Origin of the sequence: Streptomyces sp. enrichment culture (genome assembly GCF_964273255.1) — a bacterium.
Lineage (GTDB): Bacteria > Actinomycetota > Actinomycetes > Streptomycetales > Streptomycetaceae > Streptomyces.
The window spans coordinates 2,155,535-2,171,770 of record NZ_OZ186835.1 but is presented as its reverse complement, the minus strand read 5'-3'; the positions used below and the strand labels follow the sequence as shown (position 1 = coordinate 2,171,770).

The following is a 16,236-nucleotide window of genomic DNA, read 5'->3' as shown; positions in this document are numbered from 1 at the left end:
GCCGGTTCTCCGGCGGCGGAGGCGCACACCCGGGGGAGCACCGGGTGCCGTCCGGGTTGATAGGCAAGTAATTACTTGCCTATGGTGGGGCGGTGGACGACGACCTGTTCAAAGCCCTGGCCGACCCCACGCGCCGCATCATCCTGGACGAGCTCGTGGAGAAGTCCGGCCAGACCCTGTTCGAGATCTGCTCGCGGCTGGCCATGAAGCACGGGCTCGGCATCTCCCGGCAGGGTGTTTCCCAGCACCTGGCCCTGCTGGAGGCGGCGGGCCTCGTGGAGACCAGGCGCGAGGGACGCTACAAGTTCCACGACCTCGACACGGCCCCGCTGCGGCAGATCACCGAACGGTGGCCCCCCACCGCCCCGACCGGACCGGAGAACTCCCCATGAAGATCCATCTGACCAGCGTCTTCGTCGACGACCAGGCCCAGGCACTGCGCTTCTACACGGACGTCCTCGGCTTCGTGAAGAAGCACGACGTCCCCGTGAGCGGCGAGGACCGGTGGCTGACGGTCGTCTCGCCCGAGGACCCCGACGGCACCCAGCTCCTCCTGGAACCCCTCGGCCACCCCGCCGCCCGCACCTACCGCGACGCCCTCGTCGCGGACGGCATCCCGCTCGCCCAGTTCGCGGTCGACGACGTCCACGCGGAGTACGAGCGGCTGCGCGGCCTCGGGGTCCGCTTCACGCAGGAGCCGCTGGAGATGGGCCCCGTCACCACCGCCGTCCTCGACGACACCTGCGGCAACCTCATCCAGATCGCCACACAGGCGCAGTAGGCGGCGGACCGGCGACGCGGCCCGCCGACGCCCCGCGCGGGGGAGCGGGCCGCCCCGGCCCGCTCCCGCGGGCACGGCCTACACGTCCCGGGTGTGGAGCAGGGCGAAGGCCGCGCCGAGCGCGGCGGCCGTCAGACCGGCCATGATCCACAGCGGGTCCCAGCCGGCCGGGCCGGAATCGCTGAGCGAGTTGGAGTAGAAGATGCTCAGCTGGTTCGGGACCGAGTACTGGAAGAGCGCCTGCTGCAGGCCCTGCAGCGAGGACGAGAACATGAACAGCGCCAGCACCAGCGGGGCCAGCAGGACACCGATCATGATGGTGATGGCGCCCGCCGAATGCCGGATCAGCGAGCCGACGGCCAGCGACAGGGTGCCGAGCAGCGCCAGGAACAGCGAGACGCCCAGCGTGCCCTTCAGCCATTCCTCGCCGTTCGGGGTCCTGGCGCCGCTGCCTTCCAGCATCGCCACGTGCAGCAGCGCGACGAGCGAGGCGGACACCAGGGTCACCACGAAGGCCACCAGGAAGAAGACCACGGCCTTCGCCGCCAGCACCCGCGCCCGCGCGGGACAGGCGACCGTGGTGGTGCGGATCATGCCGGTGCCGTACTCCGACGCCGTGGTCAGCACGCCCAGCGTGATCAGGCACATGCTGCCCACCAGCAGCCCGAACAGGCCGAGGCCCATCGGGCTCTGCCCGTTCAGGTCCGCGTCGGCGGACAGCACCAGGAGCCCGGCCAGCGCGCCGATGCCGACGACCAGCAGCACGAACACGCCCAGCGTCCACACCGTGGAGCGCACCGACCTGATCTTCGTCCACTCGGAGGCGATCGCGTGCCCGAGGTGCGTGCGCACCACCGGGATCGGCGACGTGTACCGGGGGAGTTCCGCGTCCGGGCCGGCGTCGGCGGCCGGCGCAGGGTCGGGTGCGGGGTCGCGCCGCGGCGCGGTGTCGGGCGTGCTCATCGGGCGTCCTCGGGCTTGGTCAGGTCGGGGGCGGCGGGGCCGGAGGCCGGGGCGGGCGCACCGGAGCCCTGGTCCGGGCCGTCCTGCGCTGCCGCGAACGGCTCCTCGCCCGGCTGGGGCGGGGGCGGCGCGTACCAGCCCGGCTGGCCCTGGCCGGGTACCGGCATCGGCGGCGGGGCGTCCTCGGGCGGCGGCTCCTCGAACCCCTCCTTCTGGTCCGTGGTGGAGCGGTAGTCGACGGCGCCCTGCGTCATGCGCATGTACGCCTCCTCCAGCGACGCCTGGTGCGGCGACAGCTCCCACAGCCGGACGTCGCAGGAGTGGGCGAGGTCACTGATCCGGGGCAGCGGCAGCCCGGTCACGCGCAGCGCGCCGTCCGGCTCGGGCAGCACCCGGCCGCCCGCCTCGGTCAGCGCGGCGGACAGCTTCTCGCGCGCCTGCGGCTCGGCGTCCGGGATGCGGACCCGGGCGAAGTCGGCGGAGTTCGCGGAGATGAAGTCCTTCACGCTCATGTCGGCCATGAGCCGCCCGCGGCCGATGACGATCAGGTGGTCGGCGGTCAGGGCCATCTCGCTCATCAGGTGCGAGGAGACGAAGACCGTGCGGCCCTCGGCCGCGAGCGCCTTCATCAGGTTCCGCACCCACAGGATGCCCTCGGGGTCGAGACCGTTCACCGGCTCGTCGAACAGCAGCACCTCGGGGTCGCCGAGCAGCGCGGCGGCGATGCCGAGCCGCTGCCCCATGCCCAGGGAGAAGCCCTGGGACCGCTGCCGGGCCACCTCGTGCAGGCCGACCACGCCCAGCACCTCGTCCACCCGGCGGGCCGGGATGCCCGACAGCTGGGCCAGGCTCAGCAGGTGGTTGCGGGCGGTCCGGCCCCCGTGCACCGCCTTCGCGTCCAGCAGCGCGCCCACCTTCCGGGCCGCGTTCGGGAGACTGCGGTACGGGTGCCCGCCGATGGTGACGTGACCGGAGGTGGGGTTGTCCAGACCGAGGATCATGCGCATGGTCGTCGACTTGCCCGAACCGTTGGGGCCCAGGAAGCCGGTCACGGCACCCGGACGCACCTGGAACGAGAGGTCGTACACCGCGGTCTTCGCGCCGTACCGCTTGGTCAGGCCGACAGCCTCGATCATGCTCCGCACCCATCGAAGGATCTGGACAGCGGGGCACACGCCCCCGTAAGGGTTAGGAGGATATCGAGACGCTGACGGTTCCGCTCAGGACGAGACGAAACCGCGCCCGGTCCTCCCACCCCTCCGGGGGCGCCGGTCACCCCTGAGGGCCCGGCCGGCCCACTCCTAGGCGTCACGCTTCCTGAGCACCAGGTAACCCCCGAGAACCGCCGCCAGCGCCCACAGCGCCATGATGCCCAGACCGCCCCAGGGGCCGTACGGGGTGTCGTCGTCGAGCGGCCGCACCACCTGCATGATCCGGCTGCCGGCCTGGTCGGGCAGGAACTGGCCGACCTTCTTCGTGGCGTCGACGGTGCCGAGGATGTTGGAGACCAGGAAGAAGAACGGCATCAGGATGCCCAGCGACAGCATCGGCGAGCGCAGCATCGCGGCCACACCCATCGAGAACAGGGCGATCAGCGCCATGTAGAGGCCGCCGCCGATCACGGCCCGCAGGACCCCCTCGTCCCCGATGGACGCCCTGTGCTCGCCGAGCAGGGCCTGGCCCAGGAAGAAGGCGGCGAAACTGGTCGCCATGCCGACCACCAGGGCCAGCGCGGTCGCCACCCCCAGCTTGCTGAACAGGAACGTGGCGCGCTGCGGCACCGCCGCCAGGGACGTGCGGATCATGCCGGTGCTGTACTCGTTCGACACCACCAGCACGCCGAACACGATCATCGCGAGCTGTCCCAGGCTCATGCCGGCGAAGCTGATGAACGTCGGGTCGAAGGTGAGCCGGTCCCGCTCGCTGAGGTTGTCGAACTGGCTCTTCGTCAGCGCCGAGATCAGCATGCCCAGCGCGATGGTGACGACCACCGCCAGGGAGAGCGTCCACACCGTGGACGCCACCGACCGGATCTTGGTCCACTCGGAGCGGACCACCTGTCCTGCCGCCATGGTCAGCCCTTCTTCCAGTCGGCGCCCCACTGCTGCTGCTGCGGCTGCTGCTGTGGGGGAGGGGTCGGGCCGGAGTGGGCGTGGTACTCCACCGACCCCGCGGTCAGTTGCATGAAGGCCTCTTCCAGGGACGCCCGGTGCTGGCTCAGCTCGTGCAGCACGATCCGGTTCTCGGCGGCCAGCTCGCCGATCTGCTCGGCCTTGCTGCCGTCCACCTCCAGCACCCCGTCGCCGCTCTCCACGACGCTGATCCCGGCCTGGTGGAAGGCGTCCAGGAGCTGCTCGCGCTGCGGGGAGCGGACCCGGACGTAGGAGCGCGAGTTGTGCTCGATGAAATCGGCCATCGACGTGTCGGCCAGCAGCCGGCCCTGGCCGATCACGACGAGGTGGTCGGCGGTCAGGGCCATCTCGCTCATCAGGTGGGAGGAGACGAACACCGTGCGGCCCTGCGCCGCGAGCGACTTCATCAGGGTGCGGATCCAGTGGATGCCCTCGGGGTCGAGTCCGTTGACCGGCTCGTCGAACATCAGGATCCGCGGGTCACCGAGCAGCGCGCCGGCGATGCCGAGCCGCTGGCCCATGCCGAGCGAGAAGCCCTTCGCCTTCTTCTTCGCCACCGCGGTCAGGCCGACCGTGTCCAGCACCTCGTTCACCCGCTGCCGGGGGATGCCGTTGCTCTCCGCCAGGCACAGCAGGTGGTTGAAGGCGGTGCGGCCGCCGTGCAGCGCCTTGGCGTCCAGCAGTGCCCCGACGGCCTTCAGCGGGTCCTTCAGCTGATCGTACCGCCTGCCCTCGATCCGGACGTCGCCGGCCGTCGGCCGGTCCAGTCCCAGCACCATCCGCATCGTGGTGGTCTTCCCGGCCCCGTTGGGGCCCAGGAAGCCCGTGACGATGCCGGGTCGCACCGTGAAGGTCAGATTGTTGACCGCCACCTTCTCGCCGTACCGTTTGGTCAGCCCTTCGAGCTCGATCATGCCCGCCACGCTAGAGGGCGACGAAGCCCTCTGCCACCTTCGGGGCAGAGGGCTTCGGGGCAATTCGGCCGTTGTACGCCGGATCGTTACCGGGACTGCTGGGCCGGGACCCCGCGGGAGACCGGCTCGTCCTCCGTGGCGGGCGCGCCCGTGGCGGCCACCGCGGCACCCGTCAGCGTCGCCAGCATCTCGCGGACGTTGGTCAGCTGGGCGTTGATGGAGTCGCGGCGGTTGGTCAGGGCGGCGAGCTCGCGCTCGGATTCCGAACGGATCCGGTCGGCCTTGGCGTTGGCGTCCGCCACGATGTCCTCGGCCTGGCGCTGCGCGGTCTCCACCGTCTGGCGGGCGCGGCGCTCGGCGTCGGTGCGCAGCTTCTCCGCCTCCAGCCGCAGCTGCTCCGCACGGTGCTCGATCTCGGCGAGCCGCTTCTCGGCCTTGGCCTGACGGGACGCCAGGTCCCGCTCGGACTGCTCGCGGCGCTTGGCGAGGTTCGTCTCGAAGTCGGCGGCGGCCTGCGCGGCCTTGGCGCGGGTCTCCTCGAAGAGGGCGTCCGCCTCCTCGCGCTTGGACTGCGCGTCCTTCTGCGCCTCCGAGCGCAGCTGGGCCGCCTCGCCCTGGGCCTTCTCGACGATCCGGACACCCTCGTCCTCCGCCTTGGCCTTGCGCTCCGCGGCGTACGACTCGGCGTCGTTGCGGACCTGCTGGGCGGCCGACTCGGCGAGCTCACGGTGCTGCTCGGCGGCGCGGCGGGCCTCCTCGCGCAGGTCCTTCGCCTCTTCCTCGGCGAGGCGCAGGATCTTCTCGACCCGGGCGCCGAGACCGGCGTACGACGGCTCGGCGTCGTTGACCTGGGCCTGGGCGTTCTGGGTCTCGAGGTGGAGCTCCTCGATGCGCTTTTCCAGAGCGGTGATGCGGGCGAGAGCGCTGTCACGGTCGGAGACGAGCTTGGAGATACGTTCGTCCACCTGAGCGCGGTCGTATCCACGCCGCACAAGCTCGAAGCCGTAGGGGGAAGTGTCGCTCATGGGGTTCCTGTCGAATGAGACCGGTGAGGTGATAGGGGGAATCCTAGGCGCCGAAGCGGTGTGTCATCGAGCGGATGCACGTTTGATACGGAGAATGACACCCCTTTTGAGTGGCTGACGGTCCCAGGGCTTGCCAAAGCCCTGGGCAAACCCCCTCACCAGGAGGGGATTTGCCCTGTTTGACGGTTCTCGGTGCGTCCGCGGAACGTTCTCGGTGCGTCCGCGGCCACCCTCCCTGTGCCCTCGCGTCCACGCGTCCTGGAGGCGCTCCGGCGGCCCGGCCGCTACGCGTCGGAGGACTTGGCGCCCGCCCGGGCACCCGCCCCCGCCTTCACCGCGCCGTCCTTGCCGCCGCCGGGCGCCTCGAAGGACTCCAGCGCCTCCAGGACGTCCTGCACGCGGGAGATCTCGGCGTTGATGTCCTCGCGGCGCCGCACCAGGACCTCCAGCTCGCGCTTGCCCTCCTCGACCGTGCGCCGCGCCTCGCGGACCGCCTCCGCCTTCAGCTCCTCGGCCTCCTTCACCAGCGCGGCCTTCTTCTGCTCCGCCTCCTTCAGCAGGCCCTCGGCCTTCTTCACGGCGGCGATGCGGACCTTGCCGGCCTCCGAGTTCGCCTCCGAGACGATCTCCTTGGCCTTCGCCTCCGCCTTGGCCAACTGCTCCTCGGCGGCCTTGATGAGCGCGTCGCAGCGGTCACCCGTCGACTTCATCGTCTCGGCCGCCTCGCGGCGGGCCCGCTCGTGCAGCTCCTCGATCTCACTGGTGATCCGATCGCGCAGCTCCTCGGCCCGCTCCCTGATCTGCGTCGCGTCCCGGCGCGTGCCGGCCAGCAGCTCGTCGGCGTCCGTACGGGCCTTCTCCACCAGCGAGTTGCCCTCGACGGTGGCCTCGGCCACCAGCCGCTCGGCCTCGCTGCGGGCGGCGCCCACCATGGTGTCGGCCTGCTCCTCCGCATCCGCCGTGGTCTTCTGCGCCTGCTGCTGAGCCTCCGTCAGCAGCTTGTCGGCCTCCGCGGTGGTCTCGGTGATGAGCGTGTCGACCTGCTCGGCCGCCTCGGAGCGCTTGCGGTTGGCCTCCTTGCGCGCCTCGTCCAGCGCCCGCTCGGCCTCCTGGCGCGCGGACGTCACGAGCCGTTCGGCCGCCGCCTCGGCGTCCGCCCGCAGACGTTCCGCCTCGGTCCGCACCCGCTCCGCGTGCTGCTGCGCCGAACCGACCGTCTCGGCCGCCTCCGCGCGCAGCCGCTCCGCGTCGCCGGTGGCGTCCGCGATGAGCTTCTCCGCCTTGGCGACGGACTCGGCACGCACCCGCTCGGCCTCGGCGGCCGTCTCGGCGCGCAGCCGGTCGGTCTCCGTGATGGTGTCGGCGGTGAGCCGCTCCGCCTCCTTGCTCGCCTCGGTGACGAGGGCGTCCGCCTGCGCCGCCGCCTCCGAGCGGATGCGGTTGGCGTCCTCCCGGGCCTCCGCCCGGGTGCGCGAGGCGCTCTGCTCCGCCTCGGCGATGGTGTCCGAGGCCTCCGTGCGCACCCGCTGGGCGTGCTCGGCGACCTCGGCGCGGATGCGGTCCGCCTCCGTGATCGCCTCGGACACCGTCCGCTCGGCGAGGGACTTGGCGGCCTCGGTCTCCTCCCGCGCCTCCCGGCGCAGCCGCCCGGCGTCCTCGCTCGCCCGCTCCCGCTCCGCGTAGGCGTCGGCGCGGACCCGGTCCGCCTCCTCCTCGGCCTCCCGCCGCGTGCGCTCCGCCGCGTGCTCGGCGGCGCTGCGCAGCCCGGCGATCTCCTCCTGCGCCTGCTCGTGCAGCCCCGCCACGGAGTCCCGCACCTGCTGGGCGTGCTGCTCGGCCGCCGACACCATCTCCGTGGCGCGCCGGTCCGCCTCCTCGACCAGGCGCACGGCCTCGGCCTGCGCCTCCTCGACCCGCTTGCGCGCCGACGCCAGCAGCTCCTCGCTCTGCTCGCGCGCCCGTTCGCGCTCCCGGCCGGCCTCCTCCCGGGCCGCGCCCAGCAGCTCCTCGGCCTCGCGGCGGCGGCGGGCCGCCTCCTCCTGCGCGGCGGCCAGCGTCTCCGACGCCTCCGTGCCCAGCCGCTCGGCCGCGGCCTGCGCCTCGGCCCGCATCCGGTCCGCGCTCTCCTGCGCCTCCGACTTCAGCCGCTCCGCCTCGGACGCGGCCTCCGAGCGCAGCCGCACCGCGACCGCCTCGCCCTCGGCGCGGGACGCCGACGCATCGGACGCCGCCTCGTCGCGCAGCCGCTCGGCCTCGGCCTCCGCCTGCTCCTGCAGCGTGCGGATCCGTTCGGCGGCCTCCGAGCGCAGCCGCTCGCCCTCCTCGGCCGCCTCCCGGCGGATCCGGGCCGCCTCCGCACGGGCCTCGCTCAGCGCCTCCTCGGCGGCGGCCAGCCGTTCCTCGGCCTCCGAGCGCAGCCGCTTCAGGTCCTCGGCGGCCTCCGCGTGCCGAGCCGCGACCGCGCGGTCGGCCTCCTCGCGCAGCTCGCGCGCGGCACGCTCGGCGTCCGCCGTGAGCGCCTCGGCCTGCTCCACGGCCTCCGCGCGGTGCCGCTCGGCCTCCTTGCGGGTGCGTTCCAGGGTCTCCTCGGCCTGCCGGCGCAGCGTGGTGGCGCGCTCGATGGCCTCGGTGCGGACCTTCTCGCTGTCCGTCTGCGCCGTGGAGCGCAGCTCGTCCGCGTCGGCCTTCGCCTTGGCCAGCAGCTCCTCGGCGGACTTCGCCGCCTCCTCGATCTGCGCCACGGCCTCCTTGCGGGCCTCCGCGCGGATCTTCTCGCCCTCGGCGACCGCGTCGGCGCGCAGCTGCTCGGCCTCGCCGCGCAGCCGGCGGGCCTCCTCCTGCAGCTCGACCGTCCTGGCGCGGTACTCCTTGGTGTCGTCCTTGGCCGCGCCCTTGAGCTGCTCGGAGATGTCCTGCGCCTCGGCGCGCAGCCGGTCCGCCTCGGCCTCGGCCTCCTTGCGGATCCGCTCGGCCTCCTCGGCGGCGGCCCGGGTGGTCCTCTTGGCCTCCTCGGACGCCTTGTCCAGGACCTCCTCGGCCGTCCTGGCCGCCTTGGACAGCTGGGTGGCGGACTCCTCCGCGGTGAGCGTGCGGGCCTTCTCGGCCGCCTCGGCGACGATCTTCTCGGCCTCGGCACGCGCGTCCGCACGCAGCTGCTCGGCCTCCGCCCGGGCGGCCTCCGCCTCCTTGGTCGCCTCGCCGACCAGCCGCGCGACCTGCTCCTTGGCGGTGCGCGTACGGGTCTCGTTGGCCGACTCCGCGGAGCTGAGCGCCTTGGCGGCCGACTCCTTGGCCTCGGCGAGCACCTTCTCGGCCTCGGCCCGCGCCTCGCGCAGCGCCGCCTCGGCCTCGGCCATCCGCTCCTCGGCGGCCTTGGCCATCTCCTGGGCCTCGCGGCGCGCCGACTCCGACTCGGACGCGGTCGACGTCCGCAGCTGCTCGGCGTGGTCGGTGGCCTCCTGGGCCTGGGTGGAGGCGGCGTTCAGCAGCCGTTCGGCGTCCGCGCGGGCCCGGCGCAGCAGCTGCTCGGCCTCCGCGCGGGCCGCCTCCGCCTCGCTCTGCAGGCGCTGGCGCGCCTCGTCGGTCAGCCGCTCGGCCTCCGCGCGGGCGGCGGCCATCGCCTGCTCGGCCTCCGCGCGGGACTCCTCCAGCAGGCGCCGGGCCTGCTGCTCGGTGCGGGCGCGCAGCTGCTCCGCCCACGCCACGTTCTCGTTGACGTGCGACTCGACGGTCTGCCGGCGCTCGGCCAGCTCCTGGTCGAGCTGCTGGCGCCGGGTCACGGCCTCCTGGTGCAGCTCCGCCTGGAGGCGGGCCGCCTGCTCGGCGTGCTCCTGGAGGATGCGCTGGGTCTGCGCCCGGGCCTGGCTCAGCTCCCGCTCGGCGTCCGCCCGGAGCTGGTCGGCCTGCAGCTGCGCGTTCCGCAGCAGCTGCTCCGCCTGGTACCCGAGGTCACCGCCGTCGTAGGAGGGGCGGGACATGATGGTGCGCCGCGCCTCGTGCAGCTTGGCGCGCAGCACCTCGACCTGGTAGCCGAGGTCATCGGCGTGCTGGATCGCCTTTTCCCGCTCGGTCTTGAGCCGTTTCATCTCGGCTTCGAACCGAGAGAGGTGGTCGACGTCAGCCGCCGGCTCTCGCTCCTGGCTCTCGTAGCCCCGCACTGCGCGGTCCCATCCGTCCCCTGGTCGCAAGTCTGGCCGAGCCCCGCCCATCCGCCGAACGGGGCCCCCGGGGAATGGTGTCAGATCACTGGGGGAGCATGGGCTGCTGCCCCGGCGCTCGCCCCCCGAAACCCGGACCCCGGTGGTCCTGACGTGCTCGACGGCAGGACCTGGTCACCCTGTATCGAGCGGCGACCGCACCCAACCCTACCGGCCCCTCTGTACGTGGGTCAGTGCTCAGGTGACTCAACTGGCGCCGAAGTGACCAGTTCTGTCAGTACGCCATGGCAGTCCTTGGGGTGCAGGAAGGTGATGCGTGACCCCATGGAGCCGCGCCGGGGCTCTTCGTACAGAACGCGTACGCCCTTGTCCTTGATGTCGGCCGCGTCCGCGTCCACATCCGCCGTACCGAAAGCGATGTGGTGCACCCCCTCGCCGTTCTTCGCGAGCCACTTCGCGACGGTGGAGTCCTCCCGGGTCGGCTCCAGCAGCTGGAGGTAGGAGGCACCGCCGTCCGAGGTGTCGTTGATCTTGAGCATGGCCTCGCGCACGCCCTGCTCCTCGTTGACCTCCGAGTGGAACACCTCGAAGCCGTAGGTGGCCCGGTAGAACTCGACGGTCCGGTCCAGGTCGAAGCAGGCGATCCCGATGTGGTCGATTCGCGTCAGCATGGATTCAGTGGAGCGCCCCGCGCGTGGTTACGCAACGTGCGCGCGATCACACCGTGAGCCCGATGACGCGGTCGGTCGCGCCTCAGTACATTCGAAGTAAACCCTCGTTCACTCCTCGGCTGTGCAGGCCGGTAAGGGGATCGCCGCTCATGTCTTCTGCATCTTCCGCACCGAACGGCACGACGTCCGTCATCGTCGCGGGCGCCCGCACCCCGATGGGGCGGCTGCTCGGTTCGCTGAAGTCCTTCTCCGGAGCCGACCTCGGCGGCTTCGCGATCAAGGCCGCCCTCGACCGTGCGGGAATCGGCGGCGACCAGGTCCAGTACGTGATCATGGGGCAGGTGCTCCAGGCCGGGGCGGGGCAGATCCCGGCGCGCCAGGCGGCCGTGAAGGCCGGCATCCCGATGAACGTCCCCGCGCTCACCATCAACAAGGTGTGCCTCTCCGGCCTCGACGCCATCGCGCTGGCCGACCAGCTGATCCGCGCCGGTGAGTTCGACGTGGTCGTCGCCGGCGGCCAGGAGTCCATGACCAACGCCCCGCACCTGCTGCCGAAGTCCCGCGAGGGCTTCAAGTACGGTGCGGTCCAGATGCTCGACGCCATGGCCCACGACGGCCTGACCGACTCCTTCGAGAACATCGCCATGGGCGAGTCCACGGAGAAGCACAACACCCGCCTGGGCATCGCCCGCCCCGAGCAGGACGAGATCGCCGCCCTGTCCCACCAGCGCGCCGCCGCCGCCCAGAAGAACGGTGTCTTCGACGCCGAGATCACCCCGGTGGAGATCCCGCAGCGCAAGGGCGACCCGGTCCTGTTCAGCAAGGACGAGGGCATCCGGGGCGACACCACCGCCGAGTCCCTCGGCAAGCTGCGCCCCGCCTTCGCCAAGGACGGCACCATCACCGCCGGCTCCTCCTCGCAGATCTCGGACGGTGCCGCCGCCGTCGTCGTGATGAGCAAGGCCAAGGCCCAGGAGCTCGGCCTGGAGTGGATCGCCGAGATCGGCGCCCACGGCAACGTGGCCGGCCCGGACAACTCGCTGCAGTCGCAGCCGTCCAACGCGATCCGCCACGCCCTGAAGAAGGAGGGCCTGGAGGTCTCCGACCTCGACCTGATCGAGATCAACGAGGCGTTCGCCGCGGTCGCCGTGCAGTCGATGAAGGACCTCGGCGTGTCCTCGGAAAAGGTGAACGTCAACGGTGGTGCCATTGCCCTCGGTCACCCGATCGGGATGTCCGGGGCGCGGCTGGTGCTGCACCTGGCGCTGGAGCTCAAGCGGCGCGGCGGCGGCGTCGGCGCGGCGGCGCTGTGCGGCGGCGGCGGCCAGGGCGACGCACTGATCGTGCGGGTGCCCGGGGCCTGAGCCGGGGAAAGTGTCGGGCAGGTCGTCTTTCGTGAACGGAGCTGTGATGCAGGACGTCTCCACTCTGGTGGCCCAGGCCAGGGAGGGCAGGCCACGGGCCGTGGCCCGGCTGATCTCCCTGGTGGAGGGGGCGTCCCCGCAGCTGAGGGAGGTCATGGCGGCCCTGGCGCCGCTCACCGGCAACGCCTACGTCGTCGGCCTCACGGGCTCGCCCGGGGTCGGCAAGTCGACCTCCACGTCGGCGCTGGTGACCGCCTACCGCAAGCAGGGCAAGCGGGTCGGTGTCCTGGCCGTCGACCCCTCCTCGCCGTTCTCCGGGGGCGCCCTGCTCGGTGACCGCGTCCGGATGTCGGAGCACGCCTCCGACCCGGGCGTCTACATCCGCTCCATGGCCACCCGCGGCCACCTGGGCGGCCTCGCCTGGGCCGCGCCGCAGGCCATCCGCGTGCTCGACGCGGCCGGCTGCGACGTGGTGCTGGTGGAGACGGTCGGGGTCGGCCAGTCGGAGGTGGAGATCGCCTCCCAGGCCGACACCTCGGTGGTGCTGCTGGCCCCCGGCATGGGCGACGGCATCCAGGCGGCGAAGGCCGGGATCCTGGAGATCGGCGACGTCTACGTGGTCAACAAGGCCGACCGGGACGGCGCGGACGCCACCGCCCGGGAGCTGAACCACATGCTGGGCCTGGGCGAGGCCCGCGGGCCCGGCGACTGGCGCCCGCCGATCGTCAAGACGGTCGCCTCGCGCGCGGAGGGCGTCGACGAGGTCGTCGAGGCGCTGGAGAAGCACCGCGCATGGATGGAGGAGCGGGGCGTGCTGGCCGAACGCCGGCGGGCCCGGGCCTCCCGCGAGGTCGAGACCATCGCGGTCACGGCCCTCAGGGAGCGCATCGGGGACCTGCACGGCGACCGCCGTCTGGGCGCCCTGGCGGACCGCATCATCGCCGGCGAGCTGGACCCGTACCGCGCGGCGGACGAACTGGTCGCCGGGCTGACCGAGGGCTGAGCGGCCGGCCGGTCACGGAACACGTGAGGGGCGGTGGCGGGGTTCTCCCCGCCACCGCCCCTTTCACGTGGCCACCGGGCCGGACGGGTACCGGGCCCGATGATCACGCGGTTACGTGATCACCGAGTCACGTGGTCGTGGTGCCTCCGCGTCCGGAGGGTGCGTCCGGCCCGGCTCAGTCGTCGTCGGCGTCGTCGGCGTCGTCGTCCGAGCGGTCGGAGTCGTCGTCCCGGTCCGCGGTGACCTTGCCGTTCTTCAGGTCCACGTGCCAGTCCTTCTCGGCGCCGCGGGCGTTGGTGGTCTCGACCTCCCAGCCCCGCTTGTCGTCGTCCTCCAGGTCCACCGAGGTCACCGTGCCCTTGGCGGCGGCGGCCCGTGCGGCGTCCTGCGCGGAGACCGAGGCGCCCTTCAGCGCGGCCCGCACCTCGGCGGTGTCGTCGGAGTCGTCGTCGTCCCGGTCCGAGCCCAGCACCTTGCCGGTGGCCGGGTCGATCCGCACGCTGTACCAGGCGTCGGAGCCGGTCAGCACGTCGACCTCCCAGACCGTCCGGCGGTCGGCGTTCCGAGCGTCCTCGTCGTCCAGCTCGGCGGAGACCGCGGTGCCGGGGCGGTGCTTCAGGGCGGCGGCGATGGCGTCGGCCGCGGTCACCTTCCCGGAGGCCGCCCGCACCTCGTCCCGGTCGTCCCGGTCGTCGCGACCGTCGTCCTGGTCGTCGCGACCGTCGTCGTCGCGGTCGTCGCGGTCGTCCCGGTCGTCGTCGCGGACGTCGTCCCGGGTGTCCGCCTGCCGCGTGGCCGGCGCATCGTCCCCCGCGACCGCGATGGCCGTCGCGGTGCCTCCCCCGACGAGGGCCGCGGCCGTGACGACGGCGATCACGATGTTGCGCTTCATGCTGGTTCCTCCCCAGTCGCAGTGCTTCACGTCGAGTCGCTCGCTTTGGCGCTGTTCGACGTCCTCAATGTCGCCGATCGACGCTGAGAGGAACCTGAAGCCCCCTGAAGATCTCTTCAGCTTCGCTCTGCGACCCTCGTACGCATGCGCCCATCCGTCCCGCCCGCCACCCCTCATCACCTCGCCGGAGGCGCTCCGCGCCGCCCCACCCGGCTGCTGATCGTCGAGGACGAGAAACGCCTCGCCCTGTCCCTCGCCAGGGGCCTGATGGCCGAGGGCTACGTCGTGGACGTCGTCCACGACGGCACCGAGGGGCTGCACCGGGCCTCCGAGGGCATCCACGACCTGGTGATCCTCGACATCATGCTGCCGGGACTGAACGGCTACCGGGTCTGCGCCGCGCTGCGCGCCGCCGGCCACGAGATGCCGATCCTGATGCTCACGGCCAAGGACGGCGAGTACGACGAGGCCGAGGGGCTGGACACGGGTGCGGACGACTATTTGACCAAGCCGTTCTCCTACGTCGTCCTCGTCGCCCGCGTGAAGGCGCTGCTGCGCCGCCGCGGTCAGGGCGCCGGGGCCTCCCCGGTGCACGTGCACGGGGACCTGAAGGTGGACACCGCCGCCCGCCGGGTCTTCCTGGGCGAGGACGAGGTGACGCTCACGGCCAAGGAGTTCTCCGTGCTGGAGCAGCTGGTGCTGCGGGCCGGGGAGGTGGTGTCCAAGGCGGACATCCTGGAGCACGTCTGGGACTTCGCTTATGAGGGCGACCCGAACATCGTCGAGGTCTACGTCAGCGCGCTGCGCCGCAAGCTGCGCCCGGGCCTGATCAGGACCGTGCGCGGGGCCGGGTACCGGCTGGAGACGTCGCCGTGAGCCTGCTGTTCGGTTCGGTCCGGGCCCGGGCGACGCTCGGCGCCACCCTGGTGGTCGCCGTGGCCCTCGCCGCCGCCGGCGTGGCCCTGGTCCTGTCGCTGCGCTCCAACCTGATCGGGGAGGCGGGCACCCAGGCGGAGCGCTCCGCCCGCGCGGTGGCGGCCGAGCTGGCCGCCGGGACACCGTACGACGGCCTGTCGGGGCTGGACGGCGACGACCGTCCCGTGCAGATCGTGGACGAGGACGGGCGGCTGGTCGCCGCGACCCAGGACCTGGAGCGCATCAGCGGCACGACCACCTCCGAGGTGCGACCGCGGCCCGCCGACGCGCCGCGCGAGGACGACTTCGACGACGACGATGACGACGATGACGATGACGACGACTCGGCCCGCGGCCGGAACGCCGCTGAGTCCCTGGAGCCCGGCGAGATCGGCCAGGAGGTCACCTTCACCAACGGCTCCGCGACGATCGACGGGGACACGGAGGACTACCGGTACGCGGCCGTCGACGTGGAGACCCCTCGGGGGGAGCGCCTCACCGTCCACGCGGGCGGTCCGCTGGCCGCCGAGCACAGTGCCGTGCAGACGGCGCGCACGGCGCTGCTGATCGGCGTCCCGCTGCTGTCCGGGCTGGTCGCCGTGGTGACCTGGCTGGTCACCGGGCGGGCGCTGCGGCCGGTCGCCGGGATCCGCCGGGAGATGGCCGCGATCACCGCCTCGGAGGACCTGACCCGCCGGGTGCCGGAGCCGGACACGCACGACGAGATCGCCCGCCTCGCCCGCACCACCAACGAGACGCTCGCCGCCCTGGAGGCCGCCGTCGAGCGCCAGCGCCGGTTCGTCGCGGACGCGTCGCACGAGCTGCGCAGCCCGATCGCTTCCCTGCGCACCCAGCTGGAGGTGGCCGCCGCCCACCCCGAGCTGCTCGATCTGGACGGCGCGGTGGAGGACACCGTGCGGCTCCAGCACCTGGCCGCCGACCTGCTGCTGCTCGCCCGGCTGGACGCCGGTGAGCGGCCCTCGGACACCCGGGTCGACCTGGCCGCCCTGGCGCGGGAGGAGGCGGCCGGGCGGACCGGCGTGGTGGTGCCGCACACGGAGCCCGCCGAGGTGGCCGGCTCGCAGGGGCAGCTCGCCCGGGTGCTCACCAACCTGCTGGACAACGGGCGCCGGCACGCCCGCGAGACGGTGACCGTCACCGTGCGGCGGGAGGACGGCTGGGCGGTGCTGGGCGTCGCGGACGACGGTGAGGGCGTGCCCGAGGCGGACCGCGAGCGGATCTTCGAACGGTTCGTCCGCCTGGACGCCGCCCGCAGCCGCGACGACGGCGGTGCCGGTCTGGGCCTCGCCATCGCCCGGGACGTCGCCGCACGTCACGGCGGAACGCTCACGGCCGGGCAGGCGCCGACGGGCGGAGCCCTGTTCGAGCTCCGCCTGCCGTTGGCGGGTGCCTGACGGG

Annotated in this window: 14 protein-coding genes; 6 read left to right on the top strand and 8 right to left on the bottom strand. The window is 72.8% G+C overall.

The features are described 5' to 3' along the window. Positions 1-92: 92 nt before the first annotated feature. A complete protein-coding gene (locus ACSU53_RS09190) occupies positions 93-392 on the top strand; it encodes an ArsR/SmtB family transcription factor (protein ID WP_437026301.1) in 300 nt (99 codons plus the stop codon). After that, positions 389-781 (top strand): VOC family protein, encoded by a 393-nt coding sequence (locus ACSU53_RS09185; RefSeq protein ID WP_437026299.1) that lies wholly within the window; start codon positions 389-391, stop codon positions 779-781. Before ACSU53_RS09190 ends, ACSU53_RS09185 begins: the two co-directional genes overlap by 4 nt. Before the next feature lie 78 nt (positions 782-859). Here the strand turns inward: ACSU53_RS09185 and ACSU53_RS09180 are convergent, their stop codons facing one another. The 7 genes from ACSU53_RS09180 to mce form a co-directional block, all read right to left on the bottom strand. Beyond that, on the bottom strand, positions 860-1,744 hold the full coding sequence (locus ACSU53_RS09180) for an ABC transporter permease (protein ID WP_437026297.1): 885 nt from the start codon (positions 1,742-1,744) through the stop codon (positions 860-862). Then, a complete protein-coding gene (locus ACSU53_RS09175; RefSeq protein ID WP_437026295.1) occupies positions 1,741-2,880 on the bottom strand; it encodes an ABC transporter ATP-binding protein in 1,140 nt (379 codons plus the stop codon). Before ACSU53_RS09175 ends, ACSU53_RS09180 begins: the two co-directional genes overlap by 4 nt. 165 nt (positions 2,881-3,045) lie before the next feature. Continuing rightward, the gene (locus ACSU53_RS09170; RefSeq protein WP_437026294.1) at positions 3,046-3,816 is read right to left on the bottom strand and encodes an ABC transporter permease; all 771 of its coding nucleotides are present in this window, start codon (positions 3,814-3,816) and stop codon (positions 3,046-3,048) included. 2 nt (positions 3,817-3,818) lie between these two features. Continuing rightward, the gene (locus ACSU53_RS09165) at positions 3,819-4,790 is read right to left on the bottom strand and encodes an ABC transporter ATP-binding protein (RefSeq protein ID WP_437026292.1); all 972 of its coding nucleotides are present in this window, start codon (positions 4,788-4,790) and stop codon (positions 3,819-3,821) included. Between the two features lie 86 nt (positions 4,791-4,876). Further along, positions 4,877-5,815, bottom strand: coding sequence for a cellulose-binding protein (locus ACSU53_RS09160; protein ID WP_362091879.1), 939 nt, complete (start codon positions 5,813-5,815; stop codon positions 4,877-4,879). Positions 5,816-6,099: 284 nt separating this feature from the next. Then, positions 6,100-9,972 carry a polarized growth protein Scy gene (gene scy / locus ACSU53_RS09155; protein ID WP_437026290.1) on the bottom strand — a complete coding sequence of 1,291 codons (3,873 nt, stop codon included), beginning with the start codon at positions 9,970-9,972 and terminating at the stop codon, positions 6,100-6,102. 230 nt (positions 9,973-10,202) lie between these two features. Next, entirely contained in the window at positions 10,203-10,643 is a 441-nt protein-coding gene (gene mce / locus ACSU53_RS09150) for a methylmalonyl-CoA epimerase (RefSeq protein ID WP_164335145.1), read from the bottom strand. A gap of 149 nt (positions 10,644-10,792) precedes the next feature. Here mce and ACSU53_RS09145 point away from each other — a divergent pair, with 149 nt between their 5' ends. Beyond that, a complete protein-coding gene (locus tag ACSU53_RS09145) occupies positions 10,793-12,007 on the top strand; it encodes an acetyl-CoA C-acetyltransferase (RefSeq protein WP_437026288.1) in 1,215 nt (404 codons plus the stop codon). A 46-nt stretch (positions 12,008-12,053) separates the two neighbouring features. Next, positions 12,054-13,010 carry a methylmalonyl Co-A mutase-associated GTPase MeaB gene (gene meaB / locus ACSU53_RS09140; protein WP_437033093.1) on the top strand — a complete coding sequence of 319 codons (957 nt, stop codon included), beginning with the start codon at positions 12,054-12,056 and terminating at the stop codon, positions 13,008-13,010. Between the two features lie 175 nt (positions 13,011-13,185). Here meaB and ACSU53_RS09135 read toward each other — a convergent pair whose 3' ends face one another. Beyond that, positions 13,186-13,902, bottom strand: a complete 717-nt coding sequence (locus ACSU53_RS09135; RefSeq protein WP_437026286.1) for a PepSY domain-containing protein — start codon at positions 13,900-13,902, stop codon at positions 13,186-13,188. Positions 13,903-14,169: 267 nt separating this feature from the next. On the opposite strand from ACSU53_RS09135, the gene ACSU53_RS09130 reads away from it, so the two are divergent. Both ACSU53_RS09130 and ACSU53_RS09125 read left to right on the top strand, forming a co-directional pair. Next, complete coding sequence (locus ACSU53_RS09130; protein WP_437033091.1) at positions 14,170-14,778, top strand: response regulator transcription factor; 609 nt, start codon at positions 14,170-14,172, stop codon at positions 14,776-14,778. Continuing rightward, positions 14,775-16,232 (top strand): sensor histidine kinase, encoded by a 1,458-nt coding sequence (locus ACSU53_RS09125; RefSeq protein WP_437026284.1) that lies wholly within the window; start codon positions 14,775-14,777, stop codon positions 16,230-16,232. Before ACSU53_RS09130 ends, ACSU53_RS09125 begins: the two co-directional genes overlap by 4 nt. The last annotated feature ends 4 nt before the right edge of the window (positions 16,233-16,236 follow it).

Coding starts and splice junctions, on each gene's coding strand:
- ACSU53_RS09185 (WP_437026299.1), top strand. CDS start 389: ATGAAGATCCATCTGACCAGCGTCTTCGTCGACGACCAGGCCCAGGCA.
- ACSU53_RS09180 (WP_437026297.1), bottom strand. CDS start 1,744: ATGAGCACGCCCGACACCGCGCCGCGGCGCGACCCCGCACCCGACCCT.
- ACSU53_RS09175 (WP_437026295.1), bottom strand. CDS start 2,880: ATGATCGAGGCTGTCGGCCTGACCAAGCGGTACGGCGCGAAGACCGCG.
- ACSU53_RS09170 (WP_437026294.1), bottom strand. CDS start 3,816: ATGGCGGCAGGACAGGTGGTCCGCTCCGAGTGGACCAAGATCCGGTCG.
- ACSU53_RS09165 (WP_437026292.1), bottom strand. CDS start 4,790: ATGATCGAGCTCGAAGGGCTGACCAAACGGTACGGCGAGAAGGTGGCG.
- ACSU53_RS09160 (WP_362091879.1), bottom strand. CDS start 5,815: ATGAGCGACACTTCCCCCTACGGCTTCGAGCTTGTGCGGCGTGGATAC.
- mce (WP_164335145.1), bottom strand. CDS start 10,643: ATGCTGACGCGAATCGACCACATCGGGATCGCCTGCTTCGACCTGGAC.
- ACSU53_RS09145 (WP_437026288.1), top strand. CDS start 10,793: ATGTCTTCTGCATCTTCCGCACCGAACGGCACGACGTCCGTCATCGTC.
- meaB (WP_437033093.1), top strand. CDS start 12,054: ATGCAGGACGTCTCCACTCTGGTGGCCCAGGCCAGGGAGGGCAGGCCA.
- ACSU53_RS09135 (WP_437026286.1), bottom strand. CDS start 13,902: ATGAAGCGCAACATCGTGATCGCCGTCGTCACGGCCGCGGCCCTCGTC.
- ACSU53_RS09130 (WP_437033091.1), top strand. CDS start 14,170: ATGGCCGAGGGCTACGTCGTGGACGTCGTCCACGACGGCACCGAGGGG.